This window comes from Cyclobacterium sp. 1_MG-2023 (assembly GCF_030546805.1).
Taxonomy (GTDB): domain Bacteria; phylum Bacteroidota; class Bacteroidia; order Cytophagales; family Cyclobacteriaceae; genus Cyclobacterium.
Window position 1 is genome coordinate 1 of sequence record NZ_JAUOPC010000025.1, and the last position, 20,586, is coordinate 20,586.

Consider the following 20,586-nt stretch of genomic DNA (forward strand, 5'->3'; position numbering starts at 1 on the left):
GGGGTTACACCTGGGAGAGTAGGTCGCCGCCTTCTTTTAGACCCTTAGAGCAATCTAAGGGTCTTTTTTTATGCCCTTTTTTTAGAAATAATCCTGCTTAATACTCTTCTCTTTCTTTAGAATGCTGCTTTAATGTGGGATTCTAGATCTTGAAACATACTTTATGTAATCACCTAGTAAACGATGAATCTGTATAGGATTCTTTATTCAGGCGAAATACAGACTTTTTCCAACCAAGGATTATAATTGAAGTGTATTCAACCAAAATAAAATCATTAGTAAAATAGAAAGGTGTAGTTGTTCACTACACCTTGTGCTGGGAAACCTTTTGAATTGGATGGTATTATGCGCTTATAGGTAGGGTTTAAAGTTATAAATTGCCAACAAATAATTATTAGCTATTTTCTTATAAAAGGGCTTAAACCCCTGCTTTATTAATGACCTCCAATGTTTTCCTTAAGCCTGTATTGGCGACTTCTTGTAGGTCTTGTTTCCAATAGTTCGGATTGTATAATTCCAGGGAAATACATCCTTTATAACCGGTAGTCTTTAGGCTTTTTAATATTTCGGGTAAAGGTAAAATTCCGTCACCGGGATAAACCCTGTGTTTGTCCCCTAAAGTCGCGATATCAGGGCTTGCCGGAGCATCAGCAAATTGGAAAATGGCAATTAAATCTCCCTTTAAAAATTTAAGCCCTTCAAATCCTCCTTCGCTAATATGCATGTGAAAAGTATCGGGAATAATCATCGCCTTTGGATGATTGGCATCTAATGCTACTCCCGTAGCCTGTCCTAGGGTTTTAAGTGGGAAAAATTTTACAAATACCAAAGCTGGGTTGATATCGTATTTATTTATTCCTATTTCTATTAATTCACGGTATCTCTTAGATACGTATTTTTGGTCATAATTTTCCCCTACAGTATTGGGAATGGTTTGGATGTGTTGAGATTGTATGTCAGCTGCCATTCGCATTCTGTTTTTGGTGTCTTTCAGCGATTGCTCAAATGCCTGATTGGTGGGAGGCAAAGCATTCCATAAACCAATAACACTGGGTACAAACATCCCAAGTTCTTTAATTTCTTTCCCCAAATCTTTTAGGTTTCCTCCTTCCTTTTCATATTCAGCCAATTCTCTATCCCATGGTTCTATGGCATCATATCCGGCCTTTGCTGCAATTTGGACCTTTTCCTTTAATGAGGCTGGTCTAATCGTTGCTGTATCCAAACAAATAGGCCAGGGACTTTGGCCCTGCTGGTATCTTTTTGAAATCTCAGTAGTTTCTAAGGGTGTTTTTGCTGCCAAAAAAGGTGCTGATCCTGCTGTGACGCTGGCCAAGGTACCAAGGCTAATAAACTTTCTACGTTTCATTTTTCTGCGTGTTATGATTAAGAGCTTTCAATACCAAGTTTTTTGCTTGATTTTATGTTTTTAGCCATTAATGAAATGAATGCATTGAATAATTGGTTTATATAAAAAAAAGATGGAAAAACTGATAAATTTCTCCATCTTTTGAATATTAACTTACATTTATTTAGCAGGTGTAATTTCAAATTTCCTGAATTCTACGGGACCGTGGTCTCCTTGAATCATAATCGGACCGGCTTCACCTTCATTGCTGTCGATGGCTCCGCCTGTGATACCGGGTATGATCTGATCTGTTATGATGGCTTTACCATTGGCAATAATCGTTACTCTTCTGCCTATTAAAGTGATTTCATAAGTTTGCCACTCTCCGGGACCTTTTGCCACCATTTCGTTCGGTGTCAAAAAACCATAAACTCCCCCAAAATAGATAGAGGAAGGTGGGGTGCCTGAATTGTCTTCAATTTGCACCTCATATCTGCCTCGTAGGTAGATCCCACTGTTGCTTCCTTTTGGATAGCGAAATTCTGCAGTGATTTTAAAATCCTCAAACTTTTTGTCAGATATTAGGTTTGAGCCGGCCGAATTAGAAGTCAATATACCATTGATCACTTCCCACTGGTTTTTATCTCCATCAACATGCCAGCCTTCTAGGTTGTTTCCATTAAATAATTCGATGGTTTTACCCCACTTTGGTGCTTTTTCTCTTATCAAAGATGGTGCCCTTACTCCGGTAAAGGAATGTTTTTCCCCTGTACTTTGGGTAATGGTACCCGAAAGTTTCCCATTCTTTAATTGACCGTTAAATACCATGTCTTGATCGGCATTGTCCCACTGAGGAGGGATGGAGAAGTGGATTTTCCCATTTTTGAAAGTAACCTTGGAAATAGGTCTGGCGCTGCCATTGTGTGCGACATAGTATCCGACCAAGGTTTTTATACCCGAAAGCTTAACTTCTAGCCAAGATGGTGCTTTTTTTCCCTCCATGTCTACCGTGATGTCCCAGCGGCCGGTCAGCTCTTTGTCACTCTGAGCACAAGCCATATTTCCTGTGCTTAAGAAACTGGTGAGCAATAGGGCAAACAAAAGTAATTTAGATTTTATCATGATATCTTATTTGATGTTTATTTCCTTTAAAATTACTGGATTTTTATCTCCAATTAAAATTGTTTAGATGAAATAGTCCATTTTTAACTGTAGGATGTAAAACCTTAAAACTTGCTTTATGATGGTTTGAATTCTAATAAATGTTGCCAATAAACAAGTGAAATGATGCCAAGCACATAAAATTTTCTCTTCATTTTACGCCTTCATTCATGTTGAAATGGTGTTATTACAAAGTGCAACTAATTTTAGTGCTATTTTTCTTGATAAAATAATATATTTATAACAGAAAAATAAGAGATTAACTTTTTCAATTAATTATTTGTATAAATATTATATTAATAAAATATTTTATATATATTTGAAACTGTATTTTGAACCCTAAAAAACGAAATACACCATTCTCAATCGGGTTTCTTTGAAACCAGAAAGAGGCATCAGGATCCGCTATTAATATGATGTTTCTTTTGTTCGGTTGAATTACTACCAATTTAATTTTATTAACATATTCCGATGGCTTGCTCAACGAAATTATTTTGTTGGCTGATAAGTCTTGGGGTTTTGTTTCTGGAATTATTCCTTTTAAACTATTTCAATAACCCTATTTATGAATCGTTTACCAACCCTTATTTTATTGTTATTTCTATCTGCCGCTTGTTCTACCAACTACCCAGTACTTGAGCCGGAAGCAAAAGTTATCAAAAAAATGGGCAATGAAGTGATGTTTATTTTTAATGAACATCAAGGTAAAGGTGCCGGATATCAATGGTTTAGAGTTGATAATCCTGATGAATACACCTTGGGGTCTACCTATTACCTGAGTCCTAAGATAGGAAAGGAAACTATGGAATAATTTTCCTGAATGTTTTGAGCTTCTTAAACTACTTGGAGTATTGCTTAAAAATTCTTCAATGTTGTTCCTTTAAGTTTTTGTATAATTCTTATATAAACCTGATAGAATGGTCTAGTATCTTTATTATTGATTTATGGAATATAAATTAAATTTATATTCCATAAATCTTTACCTCCCAAACACATAGATAACATTCAGCTTGATTCATCCCGCAAGCCTTGCTCCCTTATGCCTTCTTATCAATTAACAGGTTTTTTTTACTAATCATAATAAGCTTTACCCTCGATTTTTAGAATCCATGATAATTCTTACTTTAGTATTTTACTAATTTAAGAAAACATGAAAAATATAGCTTTCCTATTATTGAGCCTTACATTATTTGTGCAATTGCCTACCATGGCTCAGAATATAGAAGCCAAAAAAATCGGTGACCGAATAGATGTAATTATTGATGGTCAGTTTTTTACGAGTTACCATTTCGCTGAAAATGAAAAGTACCCTTTCTTCTTTCCTGTGAATGGTCCCTCAGGTGCATTGGTGACAAGTATGCGAAATGGGATTTACCCCCATCATAGTTCCTTGTTTTTTGGCTGTGACAGAGTCAATGGAGGGAACTACTGGCAGGAAGGTTTGGATAGGGGGCAAATTGTTTCTTTACGAGCGGATATTGAACAACAAAAGGAAAATGAATTGACCATATTCAATGAATGTATTTGGACCAGGCCTGGGGCCAATGCACCAATCAAAGATTTCCGTGTCATTAAGATCAGTACCACAGCGGATGGTGCCTACCAAATTGATTTTGATGTTACCATGGAAATGTTGGAGGATGTAACCATTGAAAAAACCAACCACTCATTGTTTAGCGCAAGAATGGACCAAGACCTCAATGTGCTCAATGGTGGGACCATGATCAATGCGGAAGGAGATAAGGGAGAGAAAGAAACCTTTGGAAAACCCTCTTCATGGATTGATTTTTATGGAAATAGAGGAGAAGGAGTGGAAGGGTTAGCACTAATGCAACATCCATCTAATGATTGGTATCCTTCCCCTTGGTTTACCAGGGATTATGGTTTTATTTCCCCAACACCAATGTATTGGCCGGAAAATGAAAAAGGAACACAATTGAAAAAAGGTGCTTCTATCAATCTTAAATATAGGGTAATTGTCCATCAAGGAGATCACCTTGAAGCGGATATTGCAGGTAAATTTGATGCCTACAGTAAAAATTAGTATTAAGAAGTGAATTAATTGGAGCGTTAAGGTAGTGGCGTGGATCGATTTTATATCAAATGAATGCCAATATTTCTATTCCACAAACCAACCCCAATAATAAACCCCAGATGAGTTCCTCTGGTTGATGTCGCTTTAGCTGCCATCTGGACCATGCAATAAAGGGGCTGCTGATCCATAAACCGATGGCTATCCATGGGTTAATTTCCCAAAAACCAAAGGCGGTAAAAATGGTGATGGCGACATGTAATGAAACTTTGCTTTTATAATTAATGACAAAGGCAAAGCATAACAATTGAATCAATATGGCGCTGCCAATAAGCACAGCATCAGGTTGCCCATTTGTCCATAAGGCTAAAAGTACTAGGAGGGCTAAAATCAAAATAAACAAGTACATCGACTTCCTTTGACTCCTGATAGAAACATCGAAATTTGAATACAAGCCTTTTTTTGTTCGAATCAAATTCCAGAAAATCAAGGGTAAGATCCCTAAAGTTAAAATAATAAGCAGGCTAAGCATGGCTTTTCCAGGACTGTGGATGGTGAATAAAAAATAGATTAAGAAAACAAGAATTAAAAGTATTGGGTGTCCAACCTGAGAAATTATCCGTGCAATTTTATTTTTCAAAACAAAGTGTTATACCTAATATTCCATGCAATTTAATTGATATTCTAGACATTGAGATGGATTTATCTGTTTTTTCCTAGTTTATCAATTAAAGTTAGTAGGCAGATTTGAGGAGTTTTTGCTCAGCAAATCCCACGTCTTAAGGATATTTCGGTGTTAAACCTTCCACCCTACCGTGAAAAGCTTTAAATTAGCGCTTGCTTAAAATAGAATAGACTAACGCGGCCAAGGCCGATATCAATGGAAGTAGCAGTAATCAAGTACAATGCAGGGAATGTAAAGTCTGTGTTGTATGCCATGGAACGTTTAGGGGTCAATGCCACACTAACGGACGATTGGGAAACCATAAAGAAAGCGGATAAGGTTATTTTTCCGGGACAGGGAGAGGCCAGTACTGCAATGAAATATTTGAGGGAAAGAAAGCTTGATCAATTGATTAAGGAACTTGACCAACCTTTTTTTGGAATTTGTCTGGGATTACAATTGTTATGTGATTATTCTGAGGAATACGATACAGAATGTCTTGGGATATTTCCTATTAATGTAAAGAAATTCCCCCCTTTAAATAAGGTGCCCCACATTGGCTGGAACAACCTTGAGAACTTAAAAACACCTCTTTTGGAGGGTTTGGATGAATCGTCCTATGTTTATTATGTGCATAGTTATTATGCAGAAATAAATCCAAAATATACGATAGCCACTACGCATTATATCAATGATTTCTCGGCCATGTTACATAAAGATAACTATTATGCGATGCAAGGTCATCCGGAAAAAAGCAGTGTTGTAGGTGAAAAAATTCTTAACAATTTTCTAAAATTATAATGGAAATCATTCCGGCAATTGACATCATAGATGGAAAGTGTGTTCGGCTCACACAAGGAGATTATAGCCAGAAAAAAGAGTATTCATCAGATCCTACCGAGGTAGCCAAGCGGTTTGAAGACGCGGGAATAAAAAGACTGCATTTGGTAGATTTAGATGGGGCGAAAGCAAAAAAAATCATCAATACTCAGGTGTTGGAAAGGATTTGTCAGGAGACCAATTTACAAGTAGATTTTGGTGGGGGCGTTCAGTCCGATAAAGATATAGCCTTGGCTTTTAAACTAGGGGCCAGACAAGTAACAGGTGGGAGTATAGCGGTTAAGAACCCTGACTTATTTAGCGGATGGCTCAAGTCTTATGGTGGAGAGAAGTTGATTTTGGGTGCAGATGCAAAAGATAGAAAAATAGCCATCTCAGGATGGGAAGAAACTACTGAAATGGACCTTATAGATTTTATTAAGGATTATCATTTCAAAGGTGTTCAATATGTGATTTGTACTGATGTGGCCAAAGACGGTTTGCTTCAAGGACCTTCATTGGAACTTTACAAGGAGATTACGGAGGAAATCCCCGGGATTAAATTAATAGCCAGTGGTGGGGTAGCCTCAGTTAGTGATTTGGAAGAACTAAAAGAAGCAGGAGTCTACGGAACCATTGTAGGAAAAGCCTTTTATGAAGGGAAAATTAGTCTAGAGGAGTTGAGCAGCTTTACACAGAAATAACATGTTGACCAAAAGAATAATACCTTGCCTGGATATAAAAGATGGACGAACTGTAAAGGGCGTTAACTTTGTAGAATTAAGAGATGCGGGTGATCCGGTAGAATTGGGTAAAATCTATGCAGATGAAGGAGCAGATGAATTGGTATTCCTTGATATAACAGCTACGGTAGAAAAACGAAAAACCTTAGTAGAACTGGTCACGAAAGTAGCCAAAACAGTGAACATACCCTTTACTGTGGGGGGAGGGATTTCTACCATTGACGATGTCAAAGCATTGCTAAATGCCGGGGCAGACAAAATAAGTATTAATTCTGCAGCAGTTAAAAACCCTGATGCAGTCAATGCTTTGGCCAGAGAATTTGGAAGCCAATGCATTGTAGTTGCCATTGATACCAAAAGGATTGACGGGATTGATTTTGTCCATACACACGGAGGAAGGAAGCCTACCCTGCTTAAAACCCAAGAATGGGCCAAAGAGATAACCGAAAGGGGAGCAGGAGAAATTTTGCTAACCTCCATGGATCACGATGGTGTGAAAAATGGATTCGCAAATGACATAACCTCCGAATTGTCATCCATGCTTTCTATTCCTGTAATTGCTTCCGGAGGAGCGGGCAGCATGCAACATTTTCATGATGTATTCACCGCAGGAAAAGCAGATGCTGCTTTGGCAGCGAGTATATTTCACTTTAAAGAAATACCCATTCCTGAACTTAAGAGTTTTCTCGATAAGAAGGGAGTTAATATAAGGAGGATGTTATAAATCTTCAATAAATTGGATCTTACTATAATTACTTGAGCAATACATTAGCATGGAAAATATAAACATTGATTTTGAAAAGGTAAATGGTTTAGTGCCTGCCATCATTCAGGATGAATTTTCGAAAGAGGTTTTAATGATGGGGTACATGAATCAGGAGGCTATCGATGAATCGATAAAAAGTGGCAAGGTCACCTTTTTCAGCAGAACCAAGGGGAGATTATGGACCAAGGGCGAGACTTCCGGAAATTTTTTAATGATCAAAAATATTGAAGTGGACTGTGATCAGGATACTTTATTGATCACCGTTAACCCAATAGGTCCGGTTTGTCATACAGGGAATGATACTTGTTTTGCCCATAGCAATAAAGGGAAAACCTATTTTATTGATCAATTAAGAAAGGTGATCAAAGAAAGAAAAGAAAACCCATCAGACAAATCATACACCACCTCACTCTTCAATGCTGGAATCAACAAGGTGGCCCAGAAAGTAGGAGAGGAAGCAGTTGAAATAGTGATCGAAGCCAAAGATGATGACAAAGAATTGTTTATGGGAGAAGCAGCAGACCTATTGTACCATTATTTGGTATTGCTTGAAGCAAAGGATTATGAGTTGGATGAGGTTATGGAGGTGCTAATCAAACGCTATAAAAAATAAAATCTCTAGATTTTGTCCTATTTATTTGTTTATGGTACGTTAAGAAGGGGATTTGAACACCCTATGGCAGACCTATTAGGACGCTCTGCTGAGTTTTTTACTGGTGCTTATTGTCAAGGCCTCTTATATGACCTAGGTCCATACCCTGTTTTTACCTACAGTAACCTTCCGGAGGCATCTGTTTATGGAGATGTCTATTTGCTTCACAATGAACATGAAGTGTTGACGATACTGGACGAATACGAAGGTATAGGAGAGGACTTGGAAACCGGAATAAATTATGAGCGACTTAAATTAGAGGTTTTATCTGAAGATGGGATAAAAATTTCCGCTTGGGTTTATTTGTATGTAGGCACACTGGATCATTTAAAACCTATTGAAGGAGGTGATTATTTAAAATATTTCAGCTCTTTAAAGGGTTGATTTTATGATAGATAAGTAATTTTTTTGACAAGTGATATTTATTTACCTACCTTTGAATTGTTGAAGAAATCATTTTCCATATTGATCGCTGTCTTTTTTCTTTTTGCCAACATCGGCTTGGCAAAGAGCAGTCATATCTGTATGGGGTCTGAAATGTTGAATGATTTTGGTTTATCTGCCAAGCATTTGGAATGCGATATGGATAGCCAGGAACATCTTCCCATTTCACAAAATGAGCAAAAGGAAAGCAAAGACCAATGCTGCGAAAATCAGTTTGAATTGATTCAGCTAGAAACGGATCAAACCCTCAAAGTTATTGATATAAGTGCCCCGCAATTGGTGTTTGTTGCGGCTTTTACACATGCTTTTTTGCTTGCAGAAGAATTGGTTTTCATCACCTTTTCAACAAATTCTATAGATCCTCCCCCTATCCAACCAGAGGATTATACTGTTCTATATCAAACTTTCTTGATTTAATCCAATCAGATAATTTGGTCAGCAATCCTGACCTGTTTTCTGCTGCTTTACAATGTAAGCGGCTTATTGTCTGGTATACATTATTTTAGGATTAAATCATGCTTAATTCAATCATCAAGTTTTTTCTTGACAACAAACTTGTTACTGTTCTCTTAATTTTAGTAATCCTAATTTGGGGCATTGTAACAGCACCATTTGGTTGGCAAGTTGCTGCTTTACCTTCTGATCCTGTTCCAGTGGATGCCATCCCGGATATAGGAGAAAATCAACAAATCGTTTTTACGGAATGGCCGGGAAGATCTCCTCAGGATATTGAGGATCAAATTTCCTACCCTCTCACAAGTTACCTATTGGGTATTCCGGGAGTTAAATCAATAAGAAGCAGTTCCGTTTTTGGCTTCTCCAGTATCTATCTCATTTTCAATGAAGAGGTTGAATTCTATTGGTCTCGTTCAAGAATTTTGGAAAAGCTCAATTCCTTGCCTGCTGATTTGCTGCCGGATGAGGTTCAGCCGGGGTTAGGGCCCGATGCTACAGCACTTGGGCAGGTTTATTGGTATACCCTTGAAGGTCGAGATCAAGAAGGGAATCCAACAGGTGGATGGGACTTGCATGAAATCAGAACCATACAGGATTTTTATGTTAAATATGGATTAAATGCTGTGGAAGGGGTTTCTGAAGTTGCTTCTATAGGTGGTTTTGTGCAGGAGTATCAAGTAGATGTTAACCCAGATGCATTAAAAGCATATAATATTCCCCTCACAAAGGTGATGGAGGCCGTAAAACAATCCAATAGAGATGTTGGAGCAAAAACCATTGAGATTAATCAAGCTGAATACCTGGTTCGAGGTTTAGGCTATATCAAATCATTGGAGGATATTGAACTTGCTGTCGTGGCCGTGCAGGATAATGTCCCTATTCGCATCAAGGATATTGCCGTGGTTCAGCTTGGACCGGCAAGCAGACGAGGGCTTTTGGACAAAGGTGGAGCGGAAGTCGTAGGTGGGGTCGTGGTAGCCAGATACGGTTCCAATCCACTTCAGGTGATCAAGCAAGTAAAAGAAAAGATAAAAGAAATAGCTCCGGGATTACCCAAGAAAACCCTTGCAGACGGTACTTTGAGTCAATTGACTGTGGTCCCATTTTATGACAGATCTACTTTGATTCAAGAAACCCTTGGGACTTTAGAAGAAGCTTTGTCCTTAGAAATCCTTATCACTATCCTTGTAGTCCTTGTGATGGTATACAACCTTAGGGCGTCCATCCTTATTTCAAGTATATTGCCATTGGCCATTTTGATGGTTTTTATTGCCATGCGTTATCTTGGTGTAGATGCGAATATCGTCGCCCTATCAGGTATCGCCATTGCTATTGGCACAATGGTGGATTTAGGAATCATCCTTTCCGAAAATATACTCAAGCATATGGATGAAGCCCCGCCACAGCAAAAGCTTATCACTACCATCTACAATGGCTCTGCGGAGGTTGCCGGTGCCATTCTTACCGCTGTTTCTACAACGATTGTAAGTTTTGTCCCGGTATTTACCATGCAGGCAGCTGAAGGGAAGTTGTTTGGGCCACTGGCTTATACCAAAACCTTTGCCTTATTCGCAGCATTGATCGTTTCCCTTTTGATCTTACCCAGTATTGCGCACGTTTTTTTTGGATTCAAGTTGAACAATTCGAAGTTTAGAAAGGCGGGAAATACCCTGCTTATTCTGATAGGTTTAGCATTACTCTATTTAGACTTTGTTTGGGCGGGTACCCTTCTTTTTTTACTGGCAGGGGTTGCACTTCTAAAAGACTATTTGAAAGCAAAGGGCTTTACTTTTCCGGAAAGCATCAGGCCTTTTTATAACAATTTGGAAATCATCATTGTAATTGCAGGGGTGGTGTGGCTGTTGGCCGGTTATTGGCTGCCTTTAGGAGCATCTAATTCCACCTTCCTAAACTTTGTTTTTGTTGGCAGCTTGGTCAGTTTGATTTTGGCTGCCTTTATTCTGTTGGAGTCCAATTACAAGAAAATTTTGAATTGGTGTCTGGATCATAAAGTAGCGTTTTTATCCATCCCAGTCGCTGTTATGATGTTTGGTGTCATGGTATGGATTGGCTTTGTTACGACTTTCGGACTGCTTCCTAAAGTAGCCGGAAAAATAGGATGGGAACTTGAAAAAACGAGAGTATGGTCAGGGTTTGCACATGCTTTTCCCGGCATGCAAAAAGAATTTATGCCATCATTGAATGAGGGAAGCTTTTTGTTGATGCCCACATCCATGCCACATTCAGGCATGGCTTTTAACAGAAAGGTTCTAGGGCAGTTGGATAAGCGGATTGATAATATTCCTGAGGTTGATCTTAGTGTGGGCAAGCTTGGTCGGGTTGAGTCCGCCTTAGACCCTGCCCCAATTTCAATGTTTGAAAATGTCGTCAATTATAAACCGGAATTTTTTATAAATGAAAAAGGGCAGAAGCAGCGGTTTAAAGTGGATGCAGCCCATCGTTTTATCCTAAGTTCAGGTGATACCTTATCCAATGAAGAAATATTAACCAAAAATATTGCTACTTCATTTCTCATTCCGGATGAATTTGGTAGGTACTTTAGGAATTGGCGCTCGCATATTAATTCTCCGGACGATATATGGAATGAAATAGTAAAGGTCACCAAAATCCCAGGGCTTACATCTGCTCCAAAATTGCAACCTATAGAGACGCGATTGGTGATGTTGCAGACGGGGATGCGGGCTCCCATGGGAATGAAAATTTACGGACCCGACTTACAAAAAATCGAGTCTTTCGGTCTAGAAGTAGAAGCGATTTTAAAACAGGTGCCCTCAGTGAAGCAGGAGGCTGTGTTTGCGGATAGGATTGTAGGCAAACCTTACTTGCATCTCAATATAAATCGTGAGCAAATAGCTAGGTATGGATTGAGTATTGAGGATGTTCAAAGCATTGTTGAAACAGCTATTGGAGGCATGAAAGTGACCACCACAGTAGAAGGGCGGGAGCGTTTTCCTGTCCGGGTTCGTTATCCACGGGAACTTCGAGATGATCCTGAATCCTTGGGGAAAATATTGGTGCCAACCCCTACAGGTTCCCAAATTCCCATGAGTCAAATAGTGGATTTTGAATACCTCAGAGGTCCTCAAGCAATTAAAAGTGAAGAAACATTTCTGGTTGGATATGTGCTATTTGACAAGCGGGATGGTTATTCGGAAGTGACGGTAGTAGAAGATGCAAGGAGCTTGATTCAAAGTAAAATTGATACCGGTGATTTGGAGGTTCCTGCAGGTGTAAGTTTTAAATTGTCAGGCAATTATGAAAATCAAGTTCGTGCTGAGAAACGCCTTTCGTTGATCGTTCCATTGGTTCTGCTTATCATTTTCCTAATTCTTTACTTTCAGTTTCGTTCTGTCAGCACAGCAATGATGGTCTTTACCGGCATTGCCATGGCTTTCAGTGGTGGCTTTATCATCCTATGGTTTTATGGGCAAAGCTGGTTCATGGATTTTGCTCTTTTTGGGACCAATTTTAAGGACCTTTTTCAGATTCAAACAATTAATCTGAGTGTGGCTGTTTGGGTAGGTTTTATTGCTTTGTTTGGCATCGCCACCGATGATGGTGTGCTTATGGCAACCTATTTAGATCAGAGCTTTGCTCGAAATAAAACTGATGATATCCAGGGGGTTAGGGAGGCTGTTTTGGAAGCTGGGCAGCGGAGGATTAAGCCTGCCATCATGACCTCCGCCACCACCATTATTGCCTTGCTACCTATTCTCAGCTCCTCAGGAAGAGGTTCAGATATTATGATACCAATGGCCATTCCGGCTTTTGGAGGGATGTTAGTAGCAGCTATTACTTATTTTATTGTACCCGTATTGTATGCAATTCGGGAAGAAAGAAGATTTAAAAACAACTCAATATGAAATTTACTTTCCTTTCTTTAACCTTTTGCTTGATGTTGAGTATTTCCGGATTTTCTCAGACGCTGGAGGGGCTTTTAATGATTGCTGCGGAAAACAACCCGGGACTGAAAGGGAAATACAAGGCATTTGAAGCGGCTTTGGAAAAAATCCCTCAAGCCCAATCCTTGAATGATCCCAATTTGTCTTTTGGCTATTTTATCTCTCCTGTTGAGACCAGGCTTGGCCCTCAAAGGCTGCGTCTTTCATTGACGCAAATGTTTCCATGGTTCGGGACTTTACGCACTAAAGGGGAGGTGGCAACTGTCCTTGCGGAAGTAAAATACCAGGAGTTTTTGAATGCAAGAAATGGACTTTACTATGAGATTTCTGCTGTTTATTATCCACTATTAGAAACCATGGAATTGATGGAAATAGAAAAAGAAAATCTTCAGATTCTGGAAACCTATAAATCAATTGCTACCTCAACATTCGAGAATGGAAAAGGATCCATGACAGACGTGCTTAGGGTTGATATTATGAACACCACTTCCCAAACCAGTTTGGATGTATTGTATAAAAAAGTTTATGCAGCAAAGGCCAGACTCAATGCCATTTTGGGAAGAGAGCCTGATTCTCCAATAGAGATTGACGAAAAATTACCCCTGCCAAAGGATCTTCATCCGCTTTACTATGATGCTATCAAGTACAATCCATTACTGGAAAGTATGGATTTGAAAATTCAAGCTGCTGAACTTAATCAAAAATTAGCTGTCAAGAATGGCTTACCACAATTAGGGGTAGGTATTGATTATGTTACGATAGGTGAAAGGAAAGACCTACTGATTGTAGAGAATGGGAAAAATACACTGATGCCTACCCTGAGCATGAGTCTTCCGCTTTTTAGGAAAAAATACAGAGCAGCTGAAAAAGAAGCCTTGTTGCTCAGTGAATCCTATCAAGCAGAAAAGCAGGATATATCTCACCGTCTTCAAGGATCCTTCTATAGGTATAAAGTAGAAATGGAAATTCAATTAGAGCTTATTGATTCCTTTGACAGGCAAATCAAAACCAGCAAACAAACCCTTGATTTGCTCTACAGTGCCTATGCAAACTCGGGAGAAAACTTTGAAGAAGTTTTACGCCTGCAGCAACAATTGCTGGAATACAATAAAATGAAAGTCAAAGCCTCAGTAGCTTACCATCTTGCTGAGGCACAAATAAATTATTTAACCGCAAAATCTTACTGATATGAAAAGCAACAATTATCTCAAGTTTTCCGCCATGATGGCAGTTTCATTTGTTATTATGTATGCTGTGATGTTTTTAAATGCAGATATCTTTGACCATGTTATGTTAAGCACCACAAGAACGTATATGACCCTATTAATGGTAGCTCCAATGGCAGTGTCTATGCTTCTTTTTATGTGGGGAATGTATGAAAATAAAAAAGTCAATTTTATGATTCTTGGGACGGCCATCGTCCTATTTATAGCAAGTCTAACCATGCTCCGTAACCAAACTTTAATTGCTGATGTGCAGTGGATGAAGGCGATGATTCCTCATCACTCATCGGCGATTATGGTTAGCCAGAAAGCGGATTTGAAAGACCCGGAAGCTCAGCAACTCGCAAAGGATATCATTGAAGCGCAAAAGAAAGAAATTGCTCAAATGAAAGCAATGATCAAGCGACTTGAGAAGGGGGAGTAAAGGTTATATTGAATGCGTGCGTCAAATTGAAATCGCGCAAAGCTTAAACGTGAAACTATGAAACAGCTAATAAAAAATAAATACCTCCTTATCACCATTACACTTATGCTGGGGGTAATGCTAGGTTGGTTAATTAAACCAACTAAAACCATTCCTGAGCCGCCATCAGATCATATACATAAGGAGGGGACTGCCGGAATTTCGTCCATTTATACCTGTTCTATGCACCCACAGATCCGCCAAAGTGAACCCGGGGATTGTCCCATATGTGGGATGGATCTTATTCCTTTAGAAAGTGATACTGAAGAAGTTGATCCAATGTCAATTAGCATGACAGCCACAGCAATTCAGCTAGCAGATGTACAAACAGTGGTTGTAGGCAAAGAAAAAGGGGTTAAAACACTGAGGTTGCCGGGTAAAATTCAAGTGGACGAGCGATTATTATTTACCCAAGCAAGCCATATCCCGGGCAGAATTGAGCAGTTGATGGTGAATTTTACCGGAGAATATATAGCCAAAGGACAAGCTATAGCTTTGGTGTATTCTCCGGAATTGGTGACCAGTCAGGAAGAGCTTCTTCAGGCCTATAAAATAAATGATGAACAACCGGCTCTTTTTAATGCAGCTATAGCAAAACTTAAAAACTGGAAGGTAACTGATGAACAGATTCAACAGATTTTGACAACAGAGGAGGTTATAAAGAATTTCCCCATTAAAGCCAATGTGTCGGGTTATGTCTCTCAAAAATTTGCCAACCTGGGAGATCATTTGGATATGGGGCAAGCCATTTATGAGGTGTCAAATTTGTCAAGGGTTTGGGTGTTGTTTGATGTTTATGAAGCTGAAATTCCTTGGGTAAAAACCGGTGATAAAGTTAACTATACCTTGCAATCCATTCCCGGAAAAACCTTTACAGGAGAAATTGATTATCTGGATCCAATTATAGACCCTGTCACCAGGGTTGCCCATGCCCGAATAAGTGTGGCCAATCCTGATTTAAAGTTTAAACCGGAAATGTTTGTTTCGGGAGTGGTTAACAGTACCATATCAGGAGAAGATGATGCCATAGTCGTACCCAAGACGGCCGTTATGTGGACAGGGGTCAGGTCTATCGTTTATGTGAAAAAAAGCACCACTGAAGGATTGGCATTTAAACTACGGGAGGTTACCCTTGGGCCGGCATTGGGAGCTGAATACATTGTCACTTCAGGTCTTCAATTGGGTGAAGAAATTGTAGTCAATGGTGCATTTAGTATTGATGCAGCTGCCCAGTTAGCAGGTAAGCCGAGCATGATGAGTCCTAAGGGTGGGCTTGCTGTGTCCGGCCATAATCACGGGGAAATAAGTAGTGCCAAGCTAAAAGAAGATTCGAATAAAATTGCTCTTACCAAAGCTTCCAAAGCTGATATGTCTCTGATCTTTGAAAATTACTTTCAATTTAAAAATGCATTGGCCACTGATGATTTATTGAAAGCCAAGTCAAGGGCAGCGGACATGCTGCAAAGTTTATTAAAGTTGGACAAGACCTACTTTGAGGAGAGCCTTCATATGGATTGGTCCAAATACCATGCGGTTTTGGCTGTGCTGCTTGAAAAGGTAAATTCTCAAAGTTCTTTGGCTGATGTCCGTGAAACTTTTCTTTCAATTTCCGATGAAATGATAAACATTGCAGAAACCTTTAAATTCTACACAAATAGCCTTTACGTGCAGCGTTGCCCCATGGCGGATGCCAACAAAGGCGCAAACTGGTTGAGTAAAAGTGATGAGGTTTTGAATCCTTATTTTGGAGAAGCTATGTCGACTTGTGGAGAAGTTATAAAATGGATAAGGTAATTGGTAGGATTGTAGCCTAATCTTGTTGTTGAATTGTTTTGGTAATTGTCTGTTAATTATTAAATTAAGTCAATGATTGTCAAATATCAGCTATTTATTCTGTCACCTAACAAATAAGCCCAATTATGAAGGTTGTAAAGATAGTTCTTGTCATAGTGTTAATACTTGTGTCCATCCCATTAATGGTTGGGATATTTGTTGATCAAGATTACTCGGTAGTCCGAGAAGTTACCATAGACCGGCCGAAAGATGAAGTATATGAATATGTTAGATTGCTCAAAAACCAAGAGAATTTTTCCAGCTGGGCATCTAAGGATCCTACCATGAAAAAGAGTTTTATTGGGGTAGACGGGGAAGTTGGTTTTGTGTCTGCTTGGGATAGCAATGATCCAAATGTTGGGGTAGGGGAGCAAGAGATTACTGCCATTAAAAAGGGAGAGAGAATCGATTATGCACTTAGGTTTAAAGAACCCTTTGAGGCGGAAGACAAAGCTTATATGGCTTTTGAGGAAATTGATGACAACCATACCAAGGTTATCTGGGGATTTGAAGGAAGGATGGATTATCCTATGAACACAATGCTCTTAATGATGGATATGGAGGAAATGGTTGGGAAAGATTTTTCTGACGGGTTACATAAGCTAAAATCCCTTTTAGAGAATAACTAAGTCATATGAATTGAATGTCCCCTTTTATAGGGTGTTTAAGATTTTAGCTTTAAACCTTCTTCAGAAAGATACACCACTGCGTTGTATTGGTCTGTGTCGAGGCAAAAGTTTATGTCTTTTTCTAAATCGTGGTTTTGGAGACGTTTGGCATGGGATGCCTTTTGGAGAAAACCATTGAGGTCTGCACCAACTTGTCCATAAAGTGATTCCATAGCCAAAGTGGCGTCGCAGTCGTGTTTCCAGCCTAAAGCCTGAGATAGTGCACCTGCATAAAGAGAATCTTCTATATTAAATTTTCCTTTCCATCCGGCACAAAGCACCAAGACATCATTGGACGAGTTTTGCAAATAGTTTACAGTAGCCTTTAGATTTAAAAATGACCCAATAAGAACTTCTGCCGCTTGTTCTTTGGCTAAGGAAATGGCTCTTGTACCATTTGTGGTAGTCATGGCTACATTTTTTTCGGCAAATTGTTGGTTCAAATAAGCCAAAGGGCTATTTCCCAAATCAAAACCATCCGCTTGTTTTCCATTCCTTTCCCCGGCGATCAGCCAGCCTTGTTCTTTATAGGTCATGCATTGGTCCAAGTCTCGAACTGGAACGATGGTTTTTACTCCATTGGAAAGTGCGGTCACCATGGTAGAGCTTGCCCTGAAAATATCAACAACAATTACAGTTTTATTGGTCAATTCATGTAAGTCCAACAAGTCGGGACTAACACAGGTTTCTATGGTTTTCATTTTTTTAGAAGGGGTAGTTTTTCTACTATGGCAGCAAGGCTTTTTTTCCTTATCTGGATCTTAATTTCAGTTCCCGCTTTGGCATAAGCGATGTCGACATAACCTAGTCCTATACCAATACCCATACTAGGGGATTGGCTGCCTGAAGTAACGATACCAATTTCTTTTCCTTCTGCATTTAATATGGGGTAATCAGCTCTTGGAATTCCCCTTTCTAGAAGTTTAAAGCCGATTAACTTTTTCTGAACACCTTCCTCTTTTTGCTTTTTTAAATTTTCATGGTTGATAAACTCTTTGGTGAATTTTGTTATCCAGCCTAAACCTGCTTCCAATGGTGAAGTTGTGTCGTTGAGCTCATGTCCATACAAACAATATCCCATTTCAAGCCGCAAGGTATCCCTGGCCCCTAGTCCTATAGGTTTGATTCCAAATGGATCCCCGGCTTTAAAAATCTCTTCCCATACTTTTTGGGCATCATCATTTTTAATATAAAGTTCAAACCCTTTTTCTCCGGTATAGCCGGTAGCAGAAATTATTACGTTTTCTATTCCGGCAAAGGTGCCAATTTCGAAATGGTAAAAGGGTATGTCCTTTAAGGAAACAGAGGTCAGAGATTGAATGGCCTCGATGCTCTTTGGACCTTGGATAGCAAATAAAGAGGTTTGGTCGGAAATGTTTTCCAACTTTGCATTTTCGGTGTTGTGTTTCTGAATCCATTCCCAATCTTTGGCAATATTGGATGCATTAACCACTAACATATAACGCTCCTCTTCAAGTTTATAAACTAAAAAGTCATCAACAACTCCCCCTTGGTCATTTGGAAAACAGGTGTATTGGGCCTGTCCTATTTTAAGTTTGGAGGCATCATTAGAGGAAACCTTTTGAATCAAATCAAGGGCATGTGGACCTTCAACTATAAACTCCCCCATATGAGAAACATCAAATACGCCTACATTTTCTCGTACAGTCTTGTGTTCTTCAATATCAGAGCTATACCTAACCGGCATATCATACCCTGCGAATGGGATCATTTTTGCACCTAATGAATGATGTGTTTCGTCTAGCGTTACTTTCTTAACTTCCTCCATTGATTGTTGACTTTATTTCAAAAGCCTAAAGGTAAGAATTGTGATTAATTTTATTGAAAATGTATTCGAAAAAGACAGCCTTTTCAAATTAATTTTTACATCAATTAATAGTTGACAATAATATCGAAAGGCTTTATAAAGCCTATTGGTGAATCGTTTGGCTGTGTGGTAGGGGCTAAAAGTTGAATCCCTAAAAATTTGTTGGTAGCAGGTGCTTGTTTTAATATCCTGGATTTTGGATCAATTTACTATTGGCTAGTATTTCTCGTTCGGGAATTGGAAAAACCAATTTTGGGTCATCAAAAGTGTACTTTAGCGCAGGGTCATTATTGTCTGTTACAAATCCCTTCGTCCTTTTGATGTCATGCAAAATATGGCCTTCATGTGCCAACTCCAATTTTCTTTCCATCAAAATATTTTCTAGGTTGACACTGCTTTTCTCTGGCAAAGAAACCCTTTTCCTAATCCTATTTAGATCTTCGAGAGGTGTAGCCCCTATATTTGTTCCTTCACGGAAATTGGCTTCGGCACGAGTCAAGTAGAGTTCTGCTAACCTTATTATTTTAACATTCCTATTGGGGTCTCTCCATTTGTTGGTGCGTATTGCTCCTGCTCGTTCCTGAAAAAGAAGGAGACGATCATCTCCGGATTCGTATAAATCCAAATGGGAGTTTAAAATGCTAACATCACCATCTCTACCACCAAATTCAGGTGTAGAATAAAAAAGCTGCATGGCATTCTCCGAATCCTGACTGTTTACTTGAATGGTGAATATATCCTCCTGACTGTCTGATTCATTATTGAAAGCATCTGCATAATTAGTCATGAGGTTTTTGCCATTGGTAAGGGCTAAGTTTATGCTCCGATTGGCAGCGTCCCTTGCTGATGCAAAATCCCCTATCTGTAAAAAGACCCTTGAAAGCACGGCAGATGCAGTAAAGCTTGATGCATACACCCCATTGGTGTCCGGTAAAATTTGTTCTGCTATGCTGAGGTCCTCAATTATTTGCGTATAAATTTCTTCAATAGAGTACCTTTCCACGATACCATTGTTTTCTCTACCTCTGGAAGGCGTTAAAATTAAAGGTACTCCCGGATTTACATCAGTATTTCCGGCTATATAAGGCTGGCCAAATAATTTCACCAGTTCAAAATAGACAACAGCACGTATAAAAAGTGCTTCGCCTTTCACTCTGTCTTGATCAACTTCATTGACCTTCGGAATAGCTTCGAGGATATTGTTGGTGATGTTGATGGTGCTATTGGCAGCAGTCCAAGTGTCGGTAACGAAGGTGTTATTAATCAAAATGCTCTTGTTCAACATTTCTCTAGGTTGGGTAAAAGTACCCGTCCATCTTATTTCATTGTTTGCGCCCAGCATTTCACTATAAAGGAGAAGCCGTCCACCCCAAAGGTCGGACTTTCGCAGGTTTGCATAAGCACCTATTAAGACGCTCTTGATATTGGCATCATTGTCAAGAGCGGTGCCCTCATCTATTTCCTGTGATGGTTTAATATCCAAATTGGAATCACAGGATAGGGTAAGGAGGCTAAATAAAAAGACAAATGGTAAATGAAAAACTTTTGAAGGCATAGTTAAAT

The 20,586-nt window shown here is 39.1% G+C and carries 19 protein-coding genes; 13 read left to right on the top strand and 6 right to left on the bottom strand.

What is annotated here, in order from left to right:
- Positions 1-418: 418 nt before the first annotated feature.
- On the bottom strand, positions 419-1,369 hold the full coding sequence (locus Q4534_RS23150) for a sugar phosphate isomerase/epimerase (RefSeq protein WP_303615537.1): 951 nt from the start codon (positions 1,367-1,369) through the stop codon (positions 419-421).
- Between the two features lie 159 nt (positions 1,370-1,528).
- A complete protein-coding gene (locus Q4534_RS23155; protein ID WP_303615538.1) occupies positions 1,529-2,470 on the bottom strand; it encodes a DUF1080 domain-containing protein in 942 nt (313 codons plus the stop codon).
- 604 nt (positions 2,471-3,074) lie between these two features.
- Here Q4534_RS23155 and Q4534_RS23160 point away from each other — a divergent pair.
- Positions 3,075-3,320 (top strand): hypothetical protein, encoded by a 246-nt coding sequence (locus tag Q4534_RS23160; protein ID WP_303615539.1) that lies wholly within the window; start codon positions 3,075-3,077, stop codon positions 3,318-3,320.
- A gap of 339 nt (positions 3,321-3,659) precedes the next feature.
- Entirely contained in the window at positions 3,660-4,553 is an 894-nt protein-coding gene (locus tag Q4534_RS23165; protein ID WP_303615540.1) for a PmoA family protein, read from the top strand.
- Positions 4,554-4,608: 55 nt separating this feature from the next.
- Here the strand turns inward: Q4534_RS23165 and Q4534_RS23170 are convergent, their stop codons facing one another.
- Entirely contained in the window at positions 4,609-5,181 is a 573-nt protein-coding gene (locus Q4534_RS23170; protein WP_303615541.1) for a hypothetical protein, read from the bottom strand.
- Between the two features lie 240 nt (positions 5,182-5,421).
- Here Q4534_RS23170 and hisH point away from each other — a divergent pair, with 240 nt between their 5' ends.
- The 11 genes from hisH (at position 5,422) to Q4534_RS23225 (ending at position 17,156) form a co-directional block, all read left to right on the top strand.
- The gene (gene hisH, locus Q4534_RS23175; RefSeq protein ID WP_303615542.1) at positions 5,422-6,006 is read left to right on the top strand and encodes an imidazole glycerol phosphate synthase subunit HisH; all 585 of its coding nucleotides are present in this window, start codon (positions 5,422-5,424) and stop codon (positions 6,004-6,006) included.
- Positions 6,006-6,728 (top strand): 1-(5-phosphoribosyl)-5-[(5-phosphoribosylamino)methylideneamino]imidazole-4-carboxamide isomerase, encoded by a 723-nt coding sequence (hisA, locus tag Q4534_RS23180; protein WP_303615543.1) that lies wholly within the window; start codon positions 6,006-6,008, stop codon positions 6,726-6,728. The genes hisH and hisA overlap by 1 nt, the downstream gene beginning before the upstream one ends.
- A gap of 1 nt (position 6,729) precedes the next feature.
- Complete coding sequence (gene hisF, locus Q4534_RS23185) at positions 6,730-7,491, top strand: imidazole glycerol phosphate synthase subunit HisF (RefSeq protein WP_303615544.1); 762 nt, start codon at positions 6,730-6,732, stop codon at positions 7,489-7,491.
- 49 nt (positions 7,492-7,540) lie between these two features.
- A complete protein-coding gene (gene hisIE / locus Q4534_RS23190; protein WP_303615545.1) occupies positions 7,541-8,146 on the top strand; it encodes a bifunctional phosphoribosyl-AMP cyclohydrolase/phosphoribosyl-ATP diphosphatase HisIE in 606 nt (201 codons plus the stop codon).
- 12 nt (positions 8,147-8,158) lie between these two features.
- Positions 8,159-8,569 (top strand): gamma-glutamylcyclotransferase, encoded by a 411-nt coding sequence (locus Q4534_RS23195; protein WP_303615546.1) that lies wholly within the window; start codon positions 8,159-8,161, stop codon positions 8,567-8,569.
- 24 nt (positions 8,570-8,593) lie between these two features.
- Positions 8,594-9,046, top strand: a complete 453-nt coding sequence (locus Q4534_RS23200) for an HYC_CC_PP family protein (RefSeq protein ID WP_303615547.1) — start codon at positions 8,594-8,596, stop codon at positions 9,044-9,046.
- A 98-nt stretch (positions 9,047-9,144) separates the two neighbouring features.
- Positions 9,145-12,969 carry an efflux RND transporter permease subunit gene (locus Q4534_RS23205; protein ID WP_303615548.1) on the top strand — a complete coding sequence of 1,275 codons (3,825 nt, stop codon included), beginning with the start codon at positions 9,145-9,147 and terminating at the stop codon, positions 12,967-12,969.
- Complete coding sequence (locus Q4534_RS23210; RefSeq protein WP_303615549.1) at positions 12,966-14,195, top strand: TolC family protein; 1,230 nt, start codon at positions 12,966-12,968, stop codon at positions 14,193-14,195. Before Q4534_RS23205 ends, Q4534_RS23210 begins: the two co-directional genes overlap by 4 nt.
- Before the next feature lies 1 nt (position 14,196).
- Positions 14,197-14,655: a DUF305 domain-containing protein gene (locus tag Q4534_RS23215; RefSeq protein ID WP_303615550.1), complete on the top strand. Its 459-nt coding sequence runs from the start codon at positions 14,197-14,199 to the stop codon at positions 14,653-14,655.
- A gap of 57 nt (positions 14,656-14,712) precedes the next feature.
- A complete protein-coding gene (locus tag Q4534_RS23220) occupies positions 14,713-16,488 on the top strand; it encodes an efflux RND transporter periplasmic adaptor subunit (RefSeq protein ID WP_303615551.1) in 1,776 nt (591 codons plus the stop codon).
- A 125-nt stretch (positions 16,489-16,613) separates the two neighbouring features.
- A complete protein-coding gene (locus tag Q4534_RS23225; protein WP_303615552.1) occupies positions 16,614-17,156 on the top strand; it encodes an SRPBCC family protein in 543 nt (180 codons plus the stop codon).
- A gap of 35 nt (positions 17,157-17,191) precedes the next feature.
- Here Q4534_RS23225 and Q4534_RS23230 read toward each other — a convergent pair whose 3' ends face one another.
- From Q4534_RS23230 to Q4534_RS23240, 3 genes are all read right to left on the bottom strand, one after another.
- Positions 17,192-17,896 carry a 2-phosphosulfolactate phosphatase gene (locus Q4534_RS23230; protein ID WP_303615553.1) on the bottom strand — a complete coding sequence of 235 codons (705 nt, stop codon included), beginning with the start codon at positions 17,894-17,896 and terminating at the stop codon, positions 17,192-17,194.
- On the bottom strand, positions 17,893-18,984 hold the full coding sequence (gene gcvT / locus Q4534_RS23235) for a glycine cleavage system aminomethyltransferase GcvT (protein ID WP_303615554.1): 1,092 nt from the start codon (positions 18,982-18,984) through the stop codon (positions 17,893-17,895). The genes Q4534_RS23230 and gcvT overlap by 4 nt, the downstream gene beginning before the upstream one ends.
- 220 nt (positions 18,985-19,204) lie before the next feature.
- Positions 19,205-20,578, bottom strand: coding sequence for a RagB/SusD family nutrient uptake outer membrane protein (locus Q4534_RS23240; protein WP_303615555.1), 1,374 nt, complete (start codon positions 20,576-20,578; stop codon positions 19,205-19,207).
- Between the last annotated feature and the right edge of the window lie 8 nt (positions 20,579-20,586).